The organism is Rhizobium sp. 01N48, assembly GCF_056399145.1.
Genome location: NZ_JBFTQT010000012.1, coordinates 96,763 through 113,820, shown reverse-complemented (window position 1 = coordinate 113,820; position 17,058 = coordinate 96,763). Strand labels below are relative to the sequence as shown.

The 17,058-nt window shown below is 61.3% G+C and carries 18 protein-coding genes; 3 read left to right on the top strand and 15 right to left on the bottom strand.

Features of this window, described 5'->3' with window-relative positions; translation table 11 throughout:
• Window positions 1–4 precede the first annotated feature (4 nt).
• The 7 genes from AC1DOG_RS20910 to AC1DOG_RS20880 form a co-directional block, all read right to left on the bottom strand.
• Window positions 5–1,210 carry a multidrug effflux MFS transporter gene (locus AC1DOG_RS20910; protein WP_477930738.1) on the bottom strand — a complete coding sequence of 402 codons (1,206 nt, stop codon included), beginning with the start codon at window positions 1,208–1,210 and terminating at the stop codon, window positions 5–7.
• 142 nt (window positions 1,211–1,352) lie between these two features.
• The gene (gene grxD / locus AC1DOG_RS20905; RefSeq protein WP_018902196.1) at window positions 1,353–1,688 is read right to left on the bottom strand and encodes a Grx4 family monothiol glutaredoxin; all 336 of its coding nucleotides are present in this window, start codon (window positions 1,686–1,688) and stop codon (window positions 1,353–1,355) included.
• A gap of 145 nt (window positions 1,689–1,833) precedes the next feature.
• On the bottom strand, window positions 1,834–2,748 hold the full coding sequence (locus AC1DOG_RS20900) for a LysR substrate-binding domain-containing protein (protein ID WP_477930736.1): 915 nt from the start codon (window positions 2,746–2,748) through the stop codon (window positions 1,834–1,836).
• 355 nt (window positions 2,749–3,103) lie between these two features.
• Window positions 3,104–3,337 (bottom strand): BolA/IbaG family iron-sulfur metabolism protein, encoded by a 234-nt coding sequence (locus AC1DOG_RS20895; RefSeq protein ID WP_018902199.1) that lies wholly within the window; start codon window positions 3,335–3,337, stop codon window positions 3,104–3,106.
• A 20-nt stretch (window positions 3,338–3,357) separates the two neighbouring features.
• Window positions 3,358–5,592: a phosphoribosylformylglycinamidine synthase subunit PurL gene (gene purL, locus AC1DOG_RS20890; RefSeq protein WP_477930734.1), complete on the bottom strand. Its 2,235-nt coding sequence runs from the start codon at window positions 5,590–5,592 to the stop codon at window positions 3,358–3,360.
• 123 nt (window positions 5,593–5,715) lie between these two features.
• Window positions 5,716–6,282, bottom strand: a complete 567-nt coding sequence (locus AC1DOG_RS20885) for an acyloxyacyl hydrolase (protein WP_477930788.1) — start codon at window positions 6,280–6,282, stop codon at window positions 5,716–5,718.
• Between the two features lie 141 nt (window positions 6,283–6,423).
• On the bottom strand, window positions 6,424–7,842 hold the full coding sequence (locus AC1DOG_RS20880; RefSeq protein WP_477930732.1) for an aminotransferase-like domain-containing protein: 1,419 nt from the start codon (window positions 7,840–7,842) through the stop codon (window positions 6,424–6,426).
• Window positions 7,843–7,923: 81 nt separating this feature from the next.
• Between AC1DOG_RS20880 and AC1DOG_RS20875 the strand changes: the two genes are divergently transcribed.
• A complete protein-coding gene (locus tag AC1DOG_RS20875; protein WP_477930730.1) occupies window positions 7,924–8,175 on the top strand; it encodes a DUF1127 domain-containing protein in 252 nt (83 codons plus the stop codon).
• A gap of 126 nt (window positions 8,176–8,301) precedes the next feature.
• On the opposite strand, the gene AC1DOG_RS20870 is transcribed toward AC1DOG_RS20875, so the two are convergent.
• The 7 genes from AC1DOG_RS20870 to AC1DOG_RS20840 all read right to left on the bottom strand — a co-directional run bounded on the left by AC1DOG_RS20870 (window position 8,302) and on the right by AC1DOG_RS20840 (window position 14,140).
• Window positions 8,302–8,700: a hypothetical protein gene (locus tag AC1DOG_RS20870; RefSeq protein ID WP_477930728.1), complete on the bottom strand. Its 399-nt coding sequence runs from the start codon at window positions 8,698–8,700 to the stop codon at window positions 8,302–8,304.
• 48 nt (window positions 8,701–8,748) lie between these two features.
• Complete coding sequence (purQ, locus tag AC1DOG_RS20865) at window positions 8,749–9,420, bottom strand: phosphoribosylformylglycinamidine synthase subunit PurQ (RefSeq protein ID WP_047512166.1); 672 nt, start codon at window positions 9,418–9,420, stop codon at window positions 8,749–8,751.
• On the bottom strand, window positions 9,417–9,674 hold the full coding sequence (locus AC1DOG_RS20860) for a hypothetical protein (protein ID WP_477930726.1): 258 nt from the start codon (window positions 9,672–9,674) through the stop codon (window positions 9,417–9,419). Before AC1DOG_RS20860 ends, purQ begins: the two co-directional genes overlap by 4 nt.
• Window positions 9,675–9,693: 19 nt before the next feature.
• The gene (gene purS, locus AC1DOG_RS20855; protein ID WP_018902207.1) at window positions 9,694–9,936 is read right to left on the bottom strand and encodes a phosphoribosylformylglycinamidine synthase subunit PurS; all 243 of its coding nucleotides are present in this window, start codon (window positions 9,934–9,936) and stop codon (window positions 9,694–9,696) included.
• Between the two features lie 22 nt (window positions 9,937–9,958).
• A complete protein-coding gene (purC, locus tag AC1DOG_RS20850) occupies window positions 9,959–10,723 on the bottom strand; it encodes a phosphoribosylaminoimidazolesuccinocarboxamide synthase (RefSeq protein WP_113011293.1) in 765 nt (254 codons plus the stop codon).
• Window positions 10,724–10,952: 229 nt separating this feature from the next.
• Window positions 10,953–13,184, bottom strand: coding sequence for a putative bifunctional diguanylate cyclase/phosphodiesterase (locus tag AC1DOG_RS20845; RefSeq protein ID WP_477930786.1), 2,232 nt, complete (start codon window positions 13,182–13,184; stop codon window positions 10,953–10,955).
• A gap of 401 nt (window positions 13,185–13,585) precedes the next feature.
• Entirely contained in the window at window positions 13,586–14,140 is a 555-nt protein-coding gene (locus tag AC1DOG_RS20840; RefSeq protein ID WP_026283685.1) for an RBBP9/YdeN family alpha/beta hydrolase, read from the bottom strand.
• Between the two features lie 154 nt (window positions 14,141–14,294).
• On the opposite strand from AC1DOG_RS20840, the gene AC1DOG_RS20835 reads away from it, so the two are divergent.
• Entirely contained in the window at window positions 14,295–15,098 is an 804-nt protein-coding gene (locus AC1DOG_RS20835) for a DUF2189 domain-containing protein (RefSeq protein WP_477930723.1), read from the top strand.
• Between the two features lie 74 nt (window positions 15,099–15,172).
• On the top strand, window positions 15,173–15,673 hold the full coding sequence (locus tag AC1DOG_RS20830) for a low affinity iron permease family protein (protein ID WP_477930721.1): 501 nt from the start codon (window positions 15,173–15,175) through the stop codon (window positions 15,671–15,673).
• A 9-nt stretch (window positions 15,674–15,682) separates the two neighbouring features.
• On the opposite strand, the gene purB is transcribed toward AC1DOG_RS20830, so the two are convergent.
• Window positions 15,683–16,990 carry an adenylosuccinate lyase gene (purB, locus tag AC1DOG_RS20825; RefSeq protein ID WP_477930719.1) on the bottom strand — a complete coding sequence of 436 codons (1,308 nt, stop codon included), beginning with the start codon at window positions 16,988–16,990 and terminating at the stop codon, window positions 15,683–15,685.
• Window positions 16,991–17,058: the final 68 nt, after the last annotated feature.

Genomic DNA, 17,058 nt, shown 5'->3' with positions numbered 1-17,058 from the left:
TTGCTCAAACAGCCGGATTATGCGGCTGGAAGAGCTTTCCCTTCTCGGCGATCAGCACGAAGACGAGGCCGATGATCGAGACCGTGAAATAACCGGCGACCATGGGAAGTGCGGTGCCGTTGAAGGCCTGGCCGATGCCGGCGCCGATCAGCGCGCCGCCGACGGTAATCATGAAACCGAGGACCGAGGAGGCGGTGCCGGCGACGTGGCCGAGCGGCTCCATGGCCAGCGAATTGAAGTTCGAGCCGATCCAGCCGAACTGGAACATCGCCAGGCCGAAGAAGCCGATGAACAGGAAGAACGGCATCGGATGTGGCCCAAACACCAGGGCAAGCAGCCAGATGGTGTTGATGGTGATGAAGCCGAGCAACGCGCCATGCGACAGGCGGCGCATGCCGAACTTGCCGACGAGCCGCGAGTTCAGGAACGACGACATCGACATGAAGACCGCAACGCCGGCAAAGGCGAAGGGGAAATAGACGCCGAGGCCGTAGATGCCGACATAGATCTGCTGCGCCGAGTTGATGAAGCCGAACAGCGAGCCGAAGATGAAGGTGCTGGCGATCGTGTAGCAAAGCGCGATGCGGTTGGTCAGAACCAGCTTGAAGCCGCCCAACACCGATTTCGCGGTGAAGGGACGAACGTTTTCCGGGCGCAGCGTCTCGGGAAGGCGGAGATAGGCCCAGCCGGCAATGATTGCCGCCATGACGGCGATGAACAGGAAGATCAGGTGCCAGCTGCCGAACAGCATGATGATCTGGCCGCTGCCCGGCGCGATGACGGGAACGATCATGAAGACCATCATGATCAGCGACATGACCTCGGCCATTTGCCGACCGCCATAGATGTCGCGAACGATCGAGATGGTGATGACGCGGGTGGCGGCGGAGCCGAGACCCTGGACGAAGCGCAGGATCAGCAGGCCTTCGAAGGTGGGAATCAGCGCGCTGCCGAGCGACGAACAGATATAGATGCCGATGCCGGCCAGCAGGGGAATGCGGCGACCGAAGCGATCGGACAGCGGGCCATAGATGAGCTGGGCAAAACCGAAGCCGAGAAGGTAGCTGGAGACGACGAATTGGCGATGGTTTTCGCTTTCGACGTTCAGGCTGGCGCCGATCTGCTGCAGCGCAGGCAGCATGATGTCGATCGCCAGCGAGTTGATCGCCATCAGGAAGGCGGCAAGCGCGATGAACTCACCCTTGCGCATGGGGACGCGGCCCACGTGCGCGGCTTGTGATGAATCTGTCACAATGTAATTCCCAAAAACAGGCCAAGGCGCTGTTCAGCACAGCGCCTCGGACTCAAAATACAGAAATGGAAACCGGGCGGACGCCCGGTGACCGGTCAGGTCAAGCAGCGCCGCGAACGGTTACGCCGTTTTCCTGGAAGTGCTGCTGCAATTCGCCAGCCTGGAACATTTCCTTGACGATGTCGCAGCCGCCGATGAATTCACCCTTGACGTAGAGCTGGGGAATGGTCGGCCAGTTGGAGTAATCCTTGATGCCCTGGCGGATTTCCGAATCAGCGAGCACGTTGACGCTCTTGTAGTCGACGCCGATGTAATCGAGAATCTGCACGACCTGGCCGGAGAAACCACACTGGGGAAACTGCGGCGTGCCCTTCATGAAGAGGACGACGTCGTTCGTCTTGATCTCGTTGTCGATGAATTCGTTGATGCCGCTCATGGGACTTAATCCTTTCAACAGGCGAGTTAAAGGCCCGCCGTTTCAATCGTTAAGCTTAGATAGCATGTGACGACCGGAATTCCAGCAGGTGGGAACAAAAAAAGGAGGGCCCTATCGGTCTGATGTTCCCGCTGTTGCCGATCCGTTACGCCTGGCCATCGCCTTTTGAAGGCTCCTGTGAAATCAAGGCGGTTTTTAGCCAATCCACGAAAACAGACGCCTGGGGCGAGAGATCAGCGAAACTCCTGGCCACAAGCCAGTATGCGCCATGCGGAATGGTGGTATCGAACGGCTGCACAAGTTCTCCCGCCATGAGCTCATCGCGGATAAACATCCTGTCCATCAATGCGATACACTCTCCGCGCAGCGTCGCTTGCAGGATGAGCGCGCCATCGGGATAGACCGAGCCTCGCGTTTCGCCGGCCTGTGCACCGGCGGCCGTAAACCAGCGATGCCAAAGGTCTCGATTGTCTTCATGAAGCAACGGGAATTGCAGCAGATACGTCGGCTTGGTCACGGGGCCGCGCGCACTCAGCAGATTAGGCGCGATCACCGGTATCATTGTCACGTCGGCGAGCCATTGGCATTCCACCCTCGGCCACTCCGTTCTCATCGCGCTGTGGCGAACGGCGATCTCCACACGGCCGGCCCTGAATTCGACGGGGCGTGGGTCCACGTCAAGCAACAGGTCGATATCCGGTTGCAAGCGACGAAATGAGGCCAGGCGCGGCGCCAGCCAGCCCGCCGCGAAGGACGGTTCGACGCTGATCGACAATGAAGAGGCGGGCTTGTTGGCCTTCAATCGGTCGAGAGATGTGCCGATCGCGTCGAAACTCGCCGTAAGGACGGCCAGCAACGTCTCGCCCGAGCTGGTGAGAACGACCATGCGGTGGCGCCGCTCGAACAGCGGCTGGCCAAGCTGCCGCTCCAGTTCGCGCACCTGCCGGCTAACCGCGGACTGTGAAATTAGCAGTTCGTCGGCCGCCCGGGTGAAGCTCCGCAGACGTGCCGCGACCTCGAAACTGCGTAGGGCGGTCAAAGGTGGGCGACCACGTTTCATGGATAACCTCAAGTCATGCGAAGCGCACGATAAGCTCGTTTGAAGACCTTGGGCAACCGGAATCCAATGGCCATCTCGATCTACCCGAGAGGAAAGACCATGTGGAGCGAAGTCTATCGTTTGATCACGGATGTCATCCGGATCGTCTCGTTTCAGCCGCGCGGCGCCGACAACGCGTGGCGAGCGACCGGCGATTGGCCGATCGAGCACGATTGGAGTGTGGAATCGAGAGTGGAGACGTGCCGCCGTCGAGAGCCGAGGCACGATTGATTTGCCGGCGCGCGTTCACGGAAGGACGAAAAACAAAAATGCCCGGCGGAACCGGGCATTTTTCAACTGGCTTTGACGGCGGCCCTTATTCCGGCGCCGAGGTCTGTAGCGCCAGAGCGTGCAGAACGCCGCCCATGTTGCCCTTCAGCGCGTCGTAGACCATCTTGTGCTGCTGCACGCGGCTCTTGCCGCGGAAGGCTTCGGCTACGACTTCGGCGGCGTAGTGATCGCCGTCGCCGGCCAGATCACGGATGACCACCTTTGCGCCGGGGATGCCGGCCTTGATCATGTCTTCGATGTCACCGGGTTTCATGGCCATGGTCGATTACTCCTTGCGCATCATTCCGCGGCAGCGAGCGTGCCGCTGCCATCCATGAACTCAGGGAACCATGATTCATGGGCGTGGCGCAATTGCTGAATCGGCAGCGACAGCAGATCGTCGACGACAAGCGCGTCGCCCTCGACCGTTCCGAGGCGGCGGAACGGAACGCCCGCACCTTCGGCGTTGGCGCAGACGAAGCTGGCGACATCGGCCGGAACGGTCAGCACATAGCGTGCCTGGTCTTCGCCGAAGAGGAGCCCGTGGGTTTCGCCGCGACCTTCGCTGAGGTTGATCTTCAGGCCCTTGCCCGAGGACATCGCCATTTCCGCCAGAGCCAGCGCCAGGCCGCCCGAGGAAATGTCGTGGCAGGCGGTTGCCTGACCGTTGCGGATAACCGAGCGGACGAAGTTGCCGTTGCGGCGTTCGGCGAAGAGATCGACTTCCGGCGGCGGGCCGTCGGTGCTGCCGAGAATGTCGCGGAGATAGATGGACGAGCCGAGGTGGCTGCCGTCGGTGCCGATCATAATGACCTTGTCACCATCGGATGCGCTACCGATGCGCGCCATCTTCTTCCAGTCACCAAGCAGGCCGACGCCGGCGATGGTCGGGGTCGGAAGGATCGCGACGCCGTTGGTCTCGTTATAGAGCGAGACGTTGCCCGAGACGATCGGGAAGTCGAGCGCGCGGCAGGCTTCGCCGATGCCCTTCACGGCCTGCACGAGTTGGCCCATGATCTCAGGCTTTTCCGGATTGCCGAAGTTGAGGTTGTCGGTCGCTGCCAGCGGCTCGGCGCCGGTTGCGGTGATGTTGCGCCAGCATTCAGCCACAGCCTGCTTGCCGCCTTCGAACGGATCGGCCTCGACATAGCGCGGCGTCACGTCGGAGGAGAAGGCAAGCGCCTTGGTCGGATGCGTGTCGACGCGCACGACACCGGCATCGCCGCCAGGCAGCTGCAGCGAGTTGCCCTGGATCAGCGTGTCATACTGTTCGTAGACCCAGCGGCGGCTGGATTCGTTCGGCGAGCCGACGAGCTTGAGCAGCGTCTGGCCGTAATCCTCGGGGGCTGCGACCAAGTTGGCCGGAAGCGGTGCGCGCTTGTCGGCTTCGCGCCAGGGGCGGTCATATTCCGGTGCCTGATCGCCGAGATCCTTGATCGGCAGGTCGGCGACTTCAACGCCCTGGTGCATGACGCGGAAGCGCAGGTCATCCGTGGTCTTGCCGACGATCGCGAAATCGAGGCCCCACTTGACGAAGATCGCCTTGGCGACTTCTTCCTTGGCGGGCTCGAGAACCATGAGCATGCGCTCCTGGCTTTCCGACAGCATCATCTCGTAAGCCGTCATCTGGTCCTCGCGCACCGGAACGGTGTCGAGGTCGAGCAGGATGCCGAGGTCGCCCTTGGCGCCCATTTCGACAGCCGAACAGGTGAGACCGGCCGCACCCATGTCCTGGATGGCGATGACGGCGCCGGTCTGCATCAGCTCAAGGCAGGCTTCGAGCAGGCACTTTTCGGTGAAGGGGTCGCCGACCTGAACCGTCGGGCGCTTCTCTTCGATCGATTCGTCGAATTCGGCCGATGCCATGGTCGCGCCGCCGACACCGTCGCGGCCGGTCTTGGCGCCGAGATAGACGACGGGAAGGCCGACGCCCTTGGCTTCGGAGAGGAAGATTCCGTCGGACTTGGCAAGGCCGGCCGCGAATGCGTTGACCAGGATGTTGCCGTTATAGCGCGCGTCGAACTCGACCTCGCCGCCGACCGTCGGAACGCCGAAGGAATTGCCGTAGCCGCCAACGCCGGAGACGACGCCGGAAACGAGGTGCTTCGTCTTCGGGTGATCAGGCGAGCCGAAACGCAGTGCGTTCATGGCGGCGATCGGGCGGGCGCCCATGGTGAAGACGTCGCGCAGAATGCCGCCGACGCCGGTCGCGGCACCCTGGTAAGGCTCGATGTAGGACGGGTGGTTGTGGCTCTCCATCTTGAAGACGACGACGTCGCCATCATCGATATCGACGACACCGGCGTTTTCGCCCGGGCCCTGGATAACGCGCGGACCCTTGGTGGGGAGCGTGCGGAGCCACTTCTTGGAGGATTTGTAGGAGCAGTGCTCGTTCCACATGGCCGAGAAAATGCCGAGCTCGGTGAAGGTCGGCTCCCTGCCGATCAGATCCAGAATCCGCTGGTATTCGTCCGGCTTCAAGCCGTGGGCGGCGATCAATTCTGGAGTGATCGGGCGGGTATTGGAAATGGTCATGAGCTCTGCGAAGTCCCTGCCGTTGCGCGATTTCGGTGTCTTTAGCCTAAGTGGGTGCGGCGCGCGACAGAAAAAAGCCCGCTGTTCACAGAGAGCGGGCTTCGGAGCGTAATATCGGGAAGTTTAGAACTTGTAGCCGACCTGGATGCCAGCGCGGGTCATGCCGCTATTGGGGCCATCGCACAGGTTGGCGTGCGAGGAGTGAGCGATTTGCGCCATGACATTCCAATGCGCATCAAAGCGATAGCCCGCACCGACATACTCATGAAACATAAAGCGACAGCCGAGCTCGGGACCGTCCTTCGCGTAGTCGAGGTTGCCATTATGCCAGACGCCGCCGAAGCCGGCTTCGGCAAAGACTTTTTCGTTGAAATTGACAGTCCACGATAGACCGCCGAAGATTTGCGTTGCTTCGCCAGCGGTGCCTATGGACGTGCCAAGGTTCAGGCGCGGACGCGCCAGCGTCTGCTTCCAGTCGGTTGCCGCATCCTGGCCGAACGGGTCGAAGAAAACCGTGACCTCAGGGAAGACGCCATCTTCGTGGCTGTGGCCGCCCTGGATCGACGCGGAAGCGCCAAAGCGCAATTCGTCGAAGATCTTTTCATCTGCATGGGCCGAGACCGGCAGGAGCGAGATGTTTGCAAGGAGAGCCGCGAGAAGTAGTCCGCGACCGGTCGATGCCGATGCCATGCTGTTCATTAGATGCGCCGCCTTTGGTGCCGGCGCAGATCGCCGTCCTCAACGCAATTGGTAGCATGCAAATCGATTCGGTAAAGCGGACAGGCGCTGTAAGCCCTAGATTTCAGCGGGTGCGGCCGATCTGCAACAGCTTCAGACCTCGCCGTCGTATCCGGCGCCGCCACTTTCAAGCAGGCGTCGAACTGTCATCAAACCTGCAACCATTTCCCCTCTATCCTTGGGGGAGGAGAAGCTGATGCGCACGCGGTGATAGACCTTGTCGGTGCGCGCCGCCTTGAACTCGTCTTCATCGTCGATCAGCACGCCGTCGCGGAAGGCGGCGTTCTTGAAGGTGCCCGAGAGCCACGGATCGGGAAGCTTCAGCCAGATGAACGGCACATGCGGATGCGAGACGAAGTCGAAGCCCTGCAGCGTCTCGCGCGCCAGGTGTTCGCGCCCTGAAAGCTCGGTGATGCAGGTCTCGCGAATATCATGGGCCTCGCCGCTTTCGACAAGCCGGGCGCAGGCTTCGGCCAGAATGAAGGGCAGGCCGCCGGTGATCATCTTGTGGGTGACCTTGATGCGCTGGGCGAAATGCGGCGGGCAGGCGACCCAGCCGCCGCGGATGCCGGCGGCCACCGATTTCGACAGCCCGCTGATGAGGAAGGTGCGATCGGGCGCCAGCGAGGCAAGCAGCGGGTTTTCGTCGCCGGTCATGCCGCCATAGAGATCGTCCTCGATCAGCCAGACGCCATGTCTGCGCGCGATCTCTGCGATCTTGGCGCGTCGCGCATGCGGCATGGTTGATAGCGTCGGGTTGTGCGCCGTCGGCATCAGGAAGGCGAGCTTCGGGTGCTGCTGCGAGCAGAGCCGCTCGAAATCATCGGGAATGACGCCATGCTCGTCGGAATCGACCGTGATCGTCCGTCGGCCAAGGATGCGGGCGCTGCGGCTTACCTGCGTATAGCTCAGGTTCTCGAAGACAATCTTGTCACCGGGCGAGGATATCGCCGAGATTACGGCGATGGCAGCCGCGTGCGCGCCAAGCGTGGGGACGATGTTTTCGGTGTCGGGCGCCCAATCGTTGCGCGACAGCCAGCGACGCCCGGCCTCATACCAGTTTTTCGGGAAGACGCGGGAATAGGAAGAGATCTCGGCAAGCTGCTGCTCGCCGATATCGGCAAGGATGCGGCCGATGGCTTTGCCCTGGCCAAGATCGGGAGCCGCCGTCGTGTCGAAGCGGATTTTTCCTGATGGCGCGTCGATTGTCCTGGTGCCGCCGAGCGCAATCGTCAGCGGATCGGGCTGATTGCCCGGTGCCGTTTCGGCCCGGTCCAGCACATAGGTGCCGCGTCCCACTTCGCCTGCCACGAGGCCGCGCTCGTGCACCAGCGCGTAGGCGCGGCCGATTGTGCCGATTGTTACGCCAATATCATAAGCGAGATTGCGCTGCGGCGGCAGCTTGCTACCGGCGGGCAGGGCACCGCTGGCGATGGCGGATTCGATATTGTCCGCGAGACGCAGATAAACGGGACCGGAACCGCGCGAGAGATCAGGGAGCCAATTTGTCATGATGACAATTTCCTAGATTGTCACCCTTATCCTGTCAAGTCTATCAGGGTGAACGCATACAATCAGCGATCGGATAGTGACATGTCAGTAGCGCCTGACTTCAGGAGAGACAATCGGCTCCACCAAGCGGAACAATTCCGCGATACGCCGAGGTTCAATCGGCACGACGTGTGGGCCATTCTTGGTCGCGTGTGGGGCAAGGTCGCGCTCTGGCAGCAGAAGCGAGCCAGTCGTCGTGTGCTCAGGGATCTGACGGATACAGAGCTTCTCGATATCGGCATCAGCAGGGCCGATGCCGGCAAGGAAGTCGGCAAATCGTTCTTCTGGGATTGAGGCTTTGTGCGCCTAGCGCATCGGCCCGAAAATCGGAATCGATTTTCGGAAAGCTCGATGCGTAGATTCAAAGAGTTAGAGCGTCCTTTGTGCGTCCATTCGGACGCACTGCGCTCTAATACTGGCTTAGCTGCAGCTCTTGTTGCCGCCGGCCCAGCGCGTGACGTCGCCAGCGATGCGCGGGCGTGCCGGGCTGTCCATCATCGGGCCGAAAGCGTCGAGCTTGGAAGGGTTGCCTTCCGCCTGCACGACCAATAGCGGCCGGCTTTCTGGGCTGCCCTTGTGGACGACGAGAATGCGCGGGCGGCCGGAGAAGGAGTTGAGCTCCGGCGCCAGCTTGTAGGCGGCAAACGTTGCGTCGCCCGACTTGAACCAGCAGTTGTTGGCGGCTACCGCCACACGTTCCATGGTCGATAACGCGCTGCGGTCCTGCGTGGGCGCCGGTGTCTTGGATTGGCACGAAGCAACCAGTGCCGCGGTCGCGGCAATGGCGAGGACATGTGTCAGGGGCAGGTGAGGGCGCATCGATCTTGCTCCAGTGGACCGGATGAATGGCCTCATATCCGTTTAAGGTTAAGCAGCGATTACGTCGAGCGCGGAAGCGAACAACGCCCGGCCGTCGGAGCCGCCATGGGCCGCTTCGATCAGGTTTTCCGGATGCGGCATCATGCCGAGCACGTTGCCGCCCTCGTTCATGACGGCGGCGATATCGTTCAACGAGCCGTTCGGGTTGGTGCCCTCGGCGTAACGGAAGACCACCTGGCCGTTGCCTTCGATCTTCGCCAGCGTCTCGGCGTCGGCGAAGTAGTTGCCGTCGTGGTGGGCGACCGGGCAACGGATGATCTGGCCCTTGGCATAGGCGCGGGTGAAATCCGTCTCGGCATTGGCCACTTCAAGCTTGATCTCGCGGCAGACGAACTTCAGCGAGGAATTGCGCATCAGTGCGCCCGGAAGCAGGCCGGATTCAACGAGGATCTGGAAGCCGTTGCAGACGCCCAGAACCTTCACACCCTTGTTGGCCTTCTCGATGATCGCCTGCATGACCGGCATGCGCGCGGCGATCGCGCCGCAGCGCAGATAGTCGCCATAAGAGAAACCGCCCGGGATGACGATAAGGTCGACATCGGGGATATCGGTCTCCGTCTGCCAGATCGTCACCGGCGCCTGGCCGGAGATCTTGGTGAGAGCGGCGATCATGTCACGATCGCGATTGAGGCCCGGAAGCTGAACGACGGCGGATTTCATGGGTGTGGTTCAAACCTTGCTTGTGCTTCTGCGAGTTCTCGAAGTTCGAGACGGTTTTCGATGCGTTCGAGACGTTGGTCTTGACGGTCGAGCACGCTGTAGATGTTGTGGATGTCGTGATGCATGGACACCATCGTTCCGCGCATCGCGTTCATCTCTTCCTTCAATCCGCGCTGGCCGAATTTCAGCTCAGCGATATCTGCATGCACGCGCTTCAGAAGTTCATACACGAGTTCACTGCTGATTTCAGCCATCGGACAATCTCCGCAACTGTTAGTCGAGAGAAATAGTATAGTTCTCGATAACGGTGTTGGCGAGGAGTTTTTCGCACATGGCCTTGATGTCGCCTTCGGCCTTGGCCTTGTCGGTGCCTTCGACTTCGACGTCGAATACCTTGCCCTGGCGGACATGGCCGACGCCGTCGAAGCCGAGAGCGCCGAGCGCGCCTTCGATGGCCTTGCCCTGCGGATCGAGAACGCCGTTTTTCAGCGTGACGGTTACACGAGCCTTGATCACTTTGTCTTCCCTGTCTTGCTAGTTACTTGACGAGAACCGGACCGGTGCCGCGCACAGGCTCGTTCTCGTTGATGATGCCGAGGCGGCGCGCCACTTCCGAATAGGCTTCGAGAAGGCCACCCATGTCGCGACGGAAACGGTCCTTGTCCATCTTTTCCTGGGTGTCGATGTCCCAGAGACGGCAGCTGTCCGGCGAGATTTCGTCGGCGAGGATGATGCGCATCATGTCGCCTTCATAGAGGCGGCCGCATTCGATCTTGAAGTCGACGAGCTGGATGCCGACGCCCAAGAACAGGCCGGTCATGAAGTCGTTGACGCGGATCGCCAGCGCCATGATGTCGTCGAGCTCGGCGGGGTTGGCCCAGCCGAAGGCGGTGATGTGCTCTTCGGAGACCATCGGGTCTTCGAGCGCGTCCGACTTGTAGTAGAACTCGATGATCGAGCGCGGAAGCACGGTGCCTTCCTCGATGCCCAGACGCTTGGCCAGCGAGCCGGCGGCGACATTGCGCACGACGATCTCAAGCGGGATCATCTCGACTTCGCGGATCAACTGCTCGCGCATGTTGAGGCGGCGGATGAAGTGCGTGGGAATGCCGATCTTGTTCAGATGGTTGAAGATGAACTCGCAGATGCGGTTGTTCAGAACGCCTTTGCCATCGATGACTTCGTGCTTCTTCTTGTTGAAGGCGGTGGCGTCGTCCTTGAAGAACTGGATCAGCGTGCCTGGCTCGGGTCCCTCATACAGAATCTTGGCCTTGCCCTCGTAAATACGGCGGCGACGGTTCATTGCGATTGTTCTCTTGTCGTTGGCGCTCTTGGGATTAGCGCGAGTGGATCGATCTCGTGGCGTCCCCATAAAGGAAAAGCGAGGGTTTCACAATCCGCCTGTCACTCCTTCCCCGGATTCCGGTCTTCCGGAGCACCGATGCGAGAATCGAATGTCTAAGAAATCCATTCTACCCCGTTTCCCGGCTTAACAAAACGACCGCTGGTTAGTGCCGGGGTTTTGCAGTGTTTTATTTGGAGGCAGTCGCCTTGCTCGGCTTGCGTGGCGTCGCCGTATGGGCGGCTGCGGCCGCCTGGCGCCAGCTGGCGGCGCGAACGAAAGAGGGGATCTGCATTGCCGGCATCGGGCGGGCCAGCGCATAGCCCTGCAGCACGTCGCAGCCGAGGTCGCCCAGGATACGCGCGTGCTCCATGGTCTCAACGCCTTCGGCGGTCACCAGAATGCTCAGGGAGCGGCCGATCTCGATGATCGAGCGGACGAGCTTGCGCTGTTCCGACGAGGTCGGCAGCATGCGGATCAGTTCGCGGTCGATCTTCAGCGTCTTCGGGCTCAGCCTGAGCAGGCTGACGATCGAGGCATGGCCGGTGCCGAAGTCGTCGATCTCGATGTCGATGCCGAGACGGCGGAACTGGCGTAGATTGGCGATGACAGCGTCGTCGCAATCATCGAGCGAAATGGATTCCAGTAGCTCGAAGGCGATGGTTCCGGGCACGATCTTCAGTGCCCGCAGCTTCTTGCCGAGCGCCGGATCATCAAGTCTCCGGGAGGAGACATTGACCGCGATCTTCGGAATGATGATGCCTTCGCTCTCCCAGGCAGCGCGGTCGACAAGCGCCTGCTCGAGAATGACGCCGTCGATGGTCGCCACGACGTTGATGTCCTCGGCGATGTCGAGGAAGCGATCGGGAGCCAGCAGGCCATGTTCGCGGTGTTGCCAGCGGGCGAGCGTTTCGACGCCGGTGACATCAAGCGTGCGGGCATCGAACTGCGGTTGATAGAAGGGCACGAATTCGCGCCGCTCTAGGCCGATCAGGATATCATCGGCCAATCGCTTGCTGGCGATTACCTGGCGGCGGGCGTCCTTGGAGAAGAACTCGTGCCGGTTCCTGCCGCCGCTCTTGGCGCGGTAGAGCGCGATGTCGGCGTTGAGCAGGAGCTGCTTGCCATCGAGCGTCGGGCCGCTGTCGGTGGCGATGCCGACGCTGGCGCCGAAGCGGCACTCATGGTGCTCATAGCGTATCGGACGGCTGAGCTCGCGCACGATGCGCTCGGCCATGTTGGAGATTTTCTTCGGCGTGACATCGAGCGCGCAGAGCACCACGAATTCGTCGCCGCCGATGCGGGCCACGAAGTCGCCAGGTCGAACGGTCTCGGTCAGCACGACTGCTGCGTGCTTCAGCATGGCATCGCCGGCGCGGTGGCCGAGCGTGTCGTTGATCTGCTTGAAGCGATCGAGGTCGATATGCAGCACCGCGAGCGTATCGTCGGTAGTGCTTGCTTTAGTCGAATATTCTTCGAGCTTGCGGTCGAGATAGCGGCGGTTCGGCAGCCCGGTCAAAAAGTCATGAAGGGCGAGATGCTCGATGCTCTCCTTGGCCGCCTCGAGTTCGCGGTTGTGGGCCTCGGCAAGATCCTTGGCCCGCTGGAGCTCGGCGTTGAGCGCCACTTCCTCGGTCACGTCCCAATTGGCGCCGATCAGCTTGCGGTGGCCGTTGCCGTCGATGAAGAAGGCCGCCTTGGCGCGGATGACGCGTTCGGCGCCGTCGCCACGTATGATCCTGAATTCGTGCTGGAAGCCCGACTGGCGCTCGATGTTCTCTGCTACCGTCGCCTGTACCCGGTCGCGGTCGTCGGGATGCAGCGTTTCGGTCCAGACGTCGCCCTGCGAGGCGCGTGTCGGGTTCGTGATGCCGTAGATCCACAAGAGGCGCGCGTCCCATTCGACGGTGCCGGCATCGAGATCGGATTCGAACACGCCGATCCCCGAAATGTCGAGCGCAAGATCAAGCCGCCGCGACATGTGCGCCAGCCGCTCTTCCGCCTCCTTGCGGGCGGTGATGTCGGTGTCTGTGCCGACGAGGCGGGCGGGGGCGCCGTTTTCGTCCCATTCCACGCAGGCGCCACGGCATTCGATCCAGATCCAGTGGCCGTCCCTATGTCGCTCGCGATATTCGAAGACACGGAAATTCGGATCGCCGGCATTCTGCCGGTCGATCGCCTCGATGACGAAGGCGCGGTCGTCGGGATGGATCAGCGCGATCCAGGCATCGTAGTCGCCATCCGCCTCTTCGTCGGGCGCCATGCCGCGCATGGTCTTCCACGTTTCGGAATAATAGCGCGTTCCAAGCTTGAGGTTGTGATCCCACACGCCGAGATCCGAGCCGACAAGCGCGTAATTCCAGCGGCTTTCGCGCTCGACTAGCGCGTCGGTCTCGCGATCGGAAGCATCCGCTGAAGCGATGCTGTCACCGCTTTTGCTCGAACCAATCTCGTGATCAGGCCTCTTTTTGGTCAATGCTCGCACTCGCTCGTCTGGCGTGTGTCAATTTGCTTATATTGAATTAAGTTGGGCTTAATATCGGAGCAAACTTATCGCGCTGTCCAGTGCTCCCAAAGTCGTGGTCTCGGTCACATGCATCCGGCCGAGCAATCGCGGCGATGTCATTTGCAACGATGGCACAACGCCCGCAAAATACCTGTTCGGTGTTTTCCGCCCTATATGATGGGTATGGAGGAAAAGCCATGGCTCAGGATTGGCCAATGTTCATCATGCAATGCGTCGTTCTCGCCGCGTTTGCGAGCGTGTTTTTCGTGCGCGGCGAGGGTGATTGAGTTTTATTCGCGTGGGAATGCGAGCGCGGCCTAGCCCTTGAGACGGCTGAGGAACTGCGCGAAGACCATCGTGCCCTCGGGCCACGGGCCGTGACCGGAATCGGCGTTGATGTGGCCGGATTCTCCCGCATCAACAAGCAATGAGCCCCAGCTTGCGGCGATCTCGTCGGCATGCTCGTAGGTGCCGAATGGATCGTTGCGGCTGGCGACCGTGACGCTCGGAAACGGCAAGGGTTCGCGCGGGTAAGGGCCGAAGGTCATCAGGTGCTTCGGGCGGATGTCGGGGTTGGTGACATCGGGCGGCGCCACCAGGAAGGCGCCGGCGACCGGCTTCTCGAATTGCGGGATCGCATGCAGAAGCGACGGCACGCCGAGCGAGTGGGCGACAAGGACCACCGGACGGGTCGATTTATTGACTTCCTCTGCAATCCGCGCTGCCCAGTCCTCGCGCACGGGCTTGGACCACTCCGCCTGCTCGACGCGGCGCGCGGTGCTGAGTTTCGCCTCCCAGCGGCTCTGCCAGTGGTCGGGGCCGGAGTTGGTGTAACCGGGGATGATGAGGATTTCGGCGTCTGAAGCTTTCATGGTGCCGCCGATGTGAGAAGGCGCGGCGATAAAGTCAAGGGAAAGCAGGACAGCGCGGCCAATTTTTGTTATGTTAGCGCATTGCCGGTCGCGCTCGATGTCGGCACCGCCGATGCTTTCGCCGCTGGCCTCAATGGCTGAGGAGGAGAAAGCCATGACGGCATTTCACGTCATGTCCGGCGCGGACGATGTCTATTCGCGCCCGGTCATCAACAGAATTGGCCTTGCCGACGTCTTCGACGCCATCCGGCTCGGTATGGCGGATTTCAGGGAAAAACCATCGCATTACGTGTTCCTGTGTCTGATGTATCCGATCGCGGGCATTTTTCTCGCGGTGGCCACGTCGAGCGCCAACCTGTTGCCGATGATCTTTCCGTTGATCGCGGGCTTTGCGCTGATCGGGCCTCTGGCGGCGATTGGCCTCTATGAGATCAGCAGGCGGCGGGAGGCTGGAATGGACAGTTCCTGGCGGCACGCGATGGAAGTGACGCGGTCGCCGGCTTTTCCGTCGATCGTCACCGGCGGGCTGATGCTGTTTGCCTTCTTCGTCGTCTGGCTGGTGGCCGCGCAGACGCTCTATCTCAATGTGCTGAGCGACGTGTTTCCGCGCTCGATGTCAGCCTTCTTCTCCGAGATCTTCGGTACAACAGAAGGCATGCAGCTGATCATCTGGGGCAATCTGATCGGGTTCGGCTTCGCGCTGATCGTGCTGGCGACGACCGTCGTCACCTTTCCGATCCTGCTCGACCGTGACATCGGCCTTGTAGCCGCCATGGAGACGTCGCTGCGGGCCACGTTTGCCAATCCGGTTCCGGTCCTGTGCTGGGGCCTGATCGTCGCGGTGTCGCTTGCCGTCGCCACAATCCCGCTCTTCGTCGGGCTGGCGCTGGTGATGCCGATCCTCGGCCATTCGACCTGGCACCTCTATCGGAAGCTGGTGGCGCCGCCCATCGTTTGATCGCCATCTGGTTCACTCCGGAACCCAATGCCTTCCTCGGAGTTTGACTGGTGCAAGCTTTGAGGGAGGCAAACATGGCAGACACGCAGCATATCTTCATGCGCTTTTCGGCGAAGACGTCGGAATGGGCGGGCAAGCCCGTGACCTTCGTCCTTGCATTGATCCTGGTGATCCTCTGGGCCGTTACGGGGCCGTTCTTCGATTATTCCGAGACGTGGCAGCTGGTGATCAACACCGGCACGACGATCATCACGTTCCTTATGGTTTTCGTGCTGCAGAACGCCCAGACGCGCGACACGCGGGCCATCCAGGCGAAGCTCGACGAATTGATCCTGACGAGCCATGCGGAGAACCGGTTCATCGGTATCGAGAACCTCGACGAGGACGACCTGAAGCATCTGGACCGGCTGGTGGCGAAGGCTGCAAAGGGCGGGCAGGCGGAGAAGCTGGCGGCGGCCGATGCCGCGCCGAAATCCACGAAGACGGCAACCGCCGTGCGCAAGAAGATCGATGTGGCGCGTTCGCAGAAGGACAAACGAAAAACGGCGCCCCGAAAGGCGCCGCAGAAGAGTTGATCAGGTCGATCACCTATTGGCGAAGACCCGGTTGAAGATCGTGTCGACATGCTTGGTGTGGTAGCCGAGGTCGAACTTCTCGCGGATTTCCTCTTCCGACAGTGCGGCGCGCACCTCGGCGTCGGCAAGCAGCTCCTCGAGGAAGTCGGCGCCCTTTTCCCAGACCTTCATGGCGTTGCGCTGGACCAGACGGTAGCTGTCCTCGCGGGACACGCCAGCCTGGGTGAGCGCCAAGAGCACGCGCTGGCTCATGACCAGTCCCTTGAACTGGTTCATGTTGCGCAGCATGTTTTCAGGATAGATCACCAGCTTCTCGACAACGCCGGCCAGACGGTTCAGCGCGAAATCGAGCGTGATCGTCGTGTCGGGGCCGATGGCGCGCTCGACGCTCGAATGGCTGATGTCGCGCTCATGCCAGAGAGCGACATTTTCCATCGCCGGAACAACGGACATGCGCACGAGGCGGGCTAGACCCGTCAGGTTTTCTGTCAACACCGGGTTGCGCTTGTGCGGCATGGCCGACGAGCCTTTCTGGCCGGGAGAGAAGAACTCTTCGGCTTCGAGCACTTCGGTGCGCTGCATGTGGCGGATTTCGATGGCGACGTTTTCGATCGACGAGGCGATGACGCCAAGCGTGGCGAAGAACATCGCGTGGCGGTCGCGCGGAATGACCTGGGTCGAGATCGGCTCGGCGGCGAGGCCGAGCTGCTCGCAGACATATTCCTCGACGCTGGGGTCGATATTGGCAAAGGTGCCGACGGCGCCCGAGATCGCACCCGTTGCGACTTCGGCGCGGGCAGCGACCAGACGATCGCGGTTGCGCTTCATTTCAGCGTAGAAGCGCGCGAAGGTCAGGCCCATCGTGGTCGGCTCGGCGTGGATGCCGTGGCTGCGGCCGATGCGGACCGTATCCTTGTGTTCGAAGGCGCGGGTCTTCAGCGCCGCAAGAACGCGGTCCATGTCTGCAAGCAGAAGATCGGATGCGCGCACCAGCTGGATGTTGAAGGTGGTGTCCAGCACGTCGGACGAGGTCATGCCCTGGTGGACGAAGCGGCTGTCGGGGCCGATGAATTCCGCGAGGTGGGTCAGGAAGGCGATGACGTCGTGCTTGGTGACGGCTTCGATCTCGTCGATGCGGGCGACGTTGAATTCGGCGACCGAACCCTTTTCCCAGATGGTGCGCGCGGATTCCTGCGGGATGACGCCGAGGTTGGCGAGCGCGGTGCAGGCATGAGCCTCGATCTCGAACCAGATACGGAACTTGGTTTCGGGCGACCAGATGGCGACCATTTCAGGTCGGGAGTAGCGCGGGATCATGGCTTCCTGCTTTCGTTCGTAAGGAATGTTGGCGTTCTAAAGGGGAATGTTGGCGCCCGTGTAGCAAA

Coding starts and splice junctions, on each gene's coding strand:
- AC1DOG_RS20910 (WP_477930738.1), bottom strand. CDS start 1,210: ATGCGCAAGGGTGAGTTCATCGCGCTTGCCGCCTTCCTGATGGCGATC.
- grxD (WP_018902196.1), bottom strand. CDS start 1,688: ATGAGCGGCATCAACGAATTCATCGACAACGAGATCAAGACGAACGAC.
- AC1DOG_RS20900 (WP_477930736.1), bottom strand. CDS start 2,748: ATGAAACGTGGTCGCCCACCTTTGACCGCCCTACGCAGTTTCGAGGTC.
- AC1DOG_RS20895 (WP_018902199.1), bottom strand. CDS start 3,337: ATGGCCATGAAACCCGGTGACATCGAAGACATGATCAAGGCCGGCATC.
- purL (WP_477930734.1), bottom strand. CDS start 5,592: ATGACCATTTCCAATACCCGCCCGATCACTCCAGAATTGATCGCCGCC.
- AC1DOG_RS20885 (WP_477930788.1), bottom strand. CDS start 6,282: ATGGCATCGGCATCGACCGGTCGCGGACTACTTCTCGCGGCTCTCCTT.
- AC1DOG_RS20880 (WP_477930732.1), bottom strand. CDS start 7,842: ATGACAAATTGGCTCCCTGATCTCTCGCGCGGTTCCGGTCCCGTTTAT.
- AC1DOG_RS20875 (WP_477930730.1), top strand. CDS start 7,924: ATGTCAGTAGCGCCTGACTTCAGGAGAGACAATCGGCTCCACCAAGCG.
- AC1DOG_RS20870 (WP_477930728.1), bottom strand. CDS start 8,700: ATGCGCCCTCACCTGCCCCTGACACATGTCCTCGCCATTGCCGCGACC.
- purQ (WP_047512166.1), bottom strand. CDS start 9,420: ATGAAATCCGCCGTCGTTCAGCTTCCGGGCCTCAATCGCGATCGTGAC.
- AC1DOG_RS20860 (WP_477930726.1), bottom strand. CDS start 9,674: ATGGCTGAAATCAGCAGTGAACTCGTGTATGAACTTCTGAAGCGCGTG.
- purC (WP_113011293.1), bottom strand. CDS start 10,723: ATGAACCGTCGCCGCCGTATTTACGAGGGCAAGGCCAAGATTCTGTAT.
- AC1DOG_RS20840 (WP_026283685.1), bottom strand. CDS start 14,140: ATGAAAGCTTCAGACGCCGAAATCCTCATCATCCCCGGTTACACCAAC.
- AC1DOG_RS20835 (WP_477930723.1), top strand. CDS start 14,295: ATGACGGCATTTCACGTCATGTCCGGCGCGGACGATGTCTATTCGCGC.
- AC1DOG_RS20830 (WP_477930721.1), top strand. CDS start 15,173: ATGGCAGACACGCAGCATATCTTCATGCGCTTTTCGGCGAAGACGTCG.
- purB (WP_477930719.1), bottom strand. CDS start 16,990: ATGATCCCGCGCTACTCCCGACCTGAAATGGTCGCCATCTGGTCGCCC.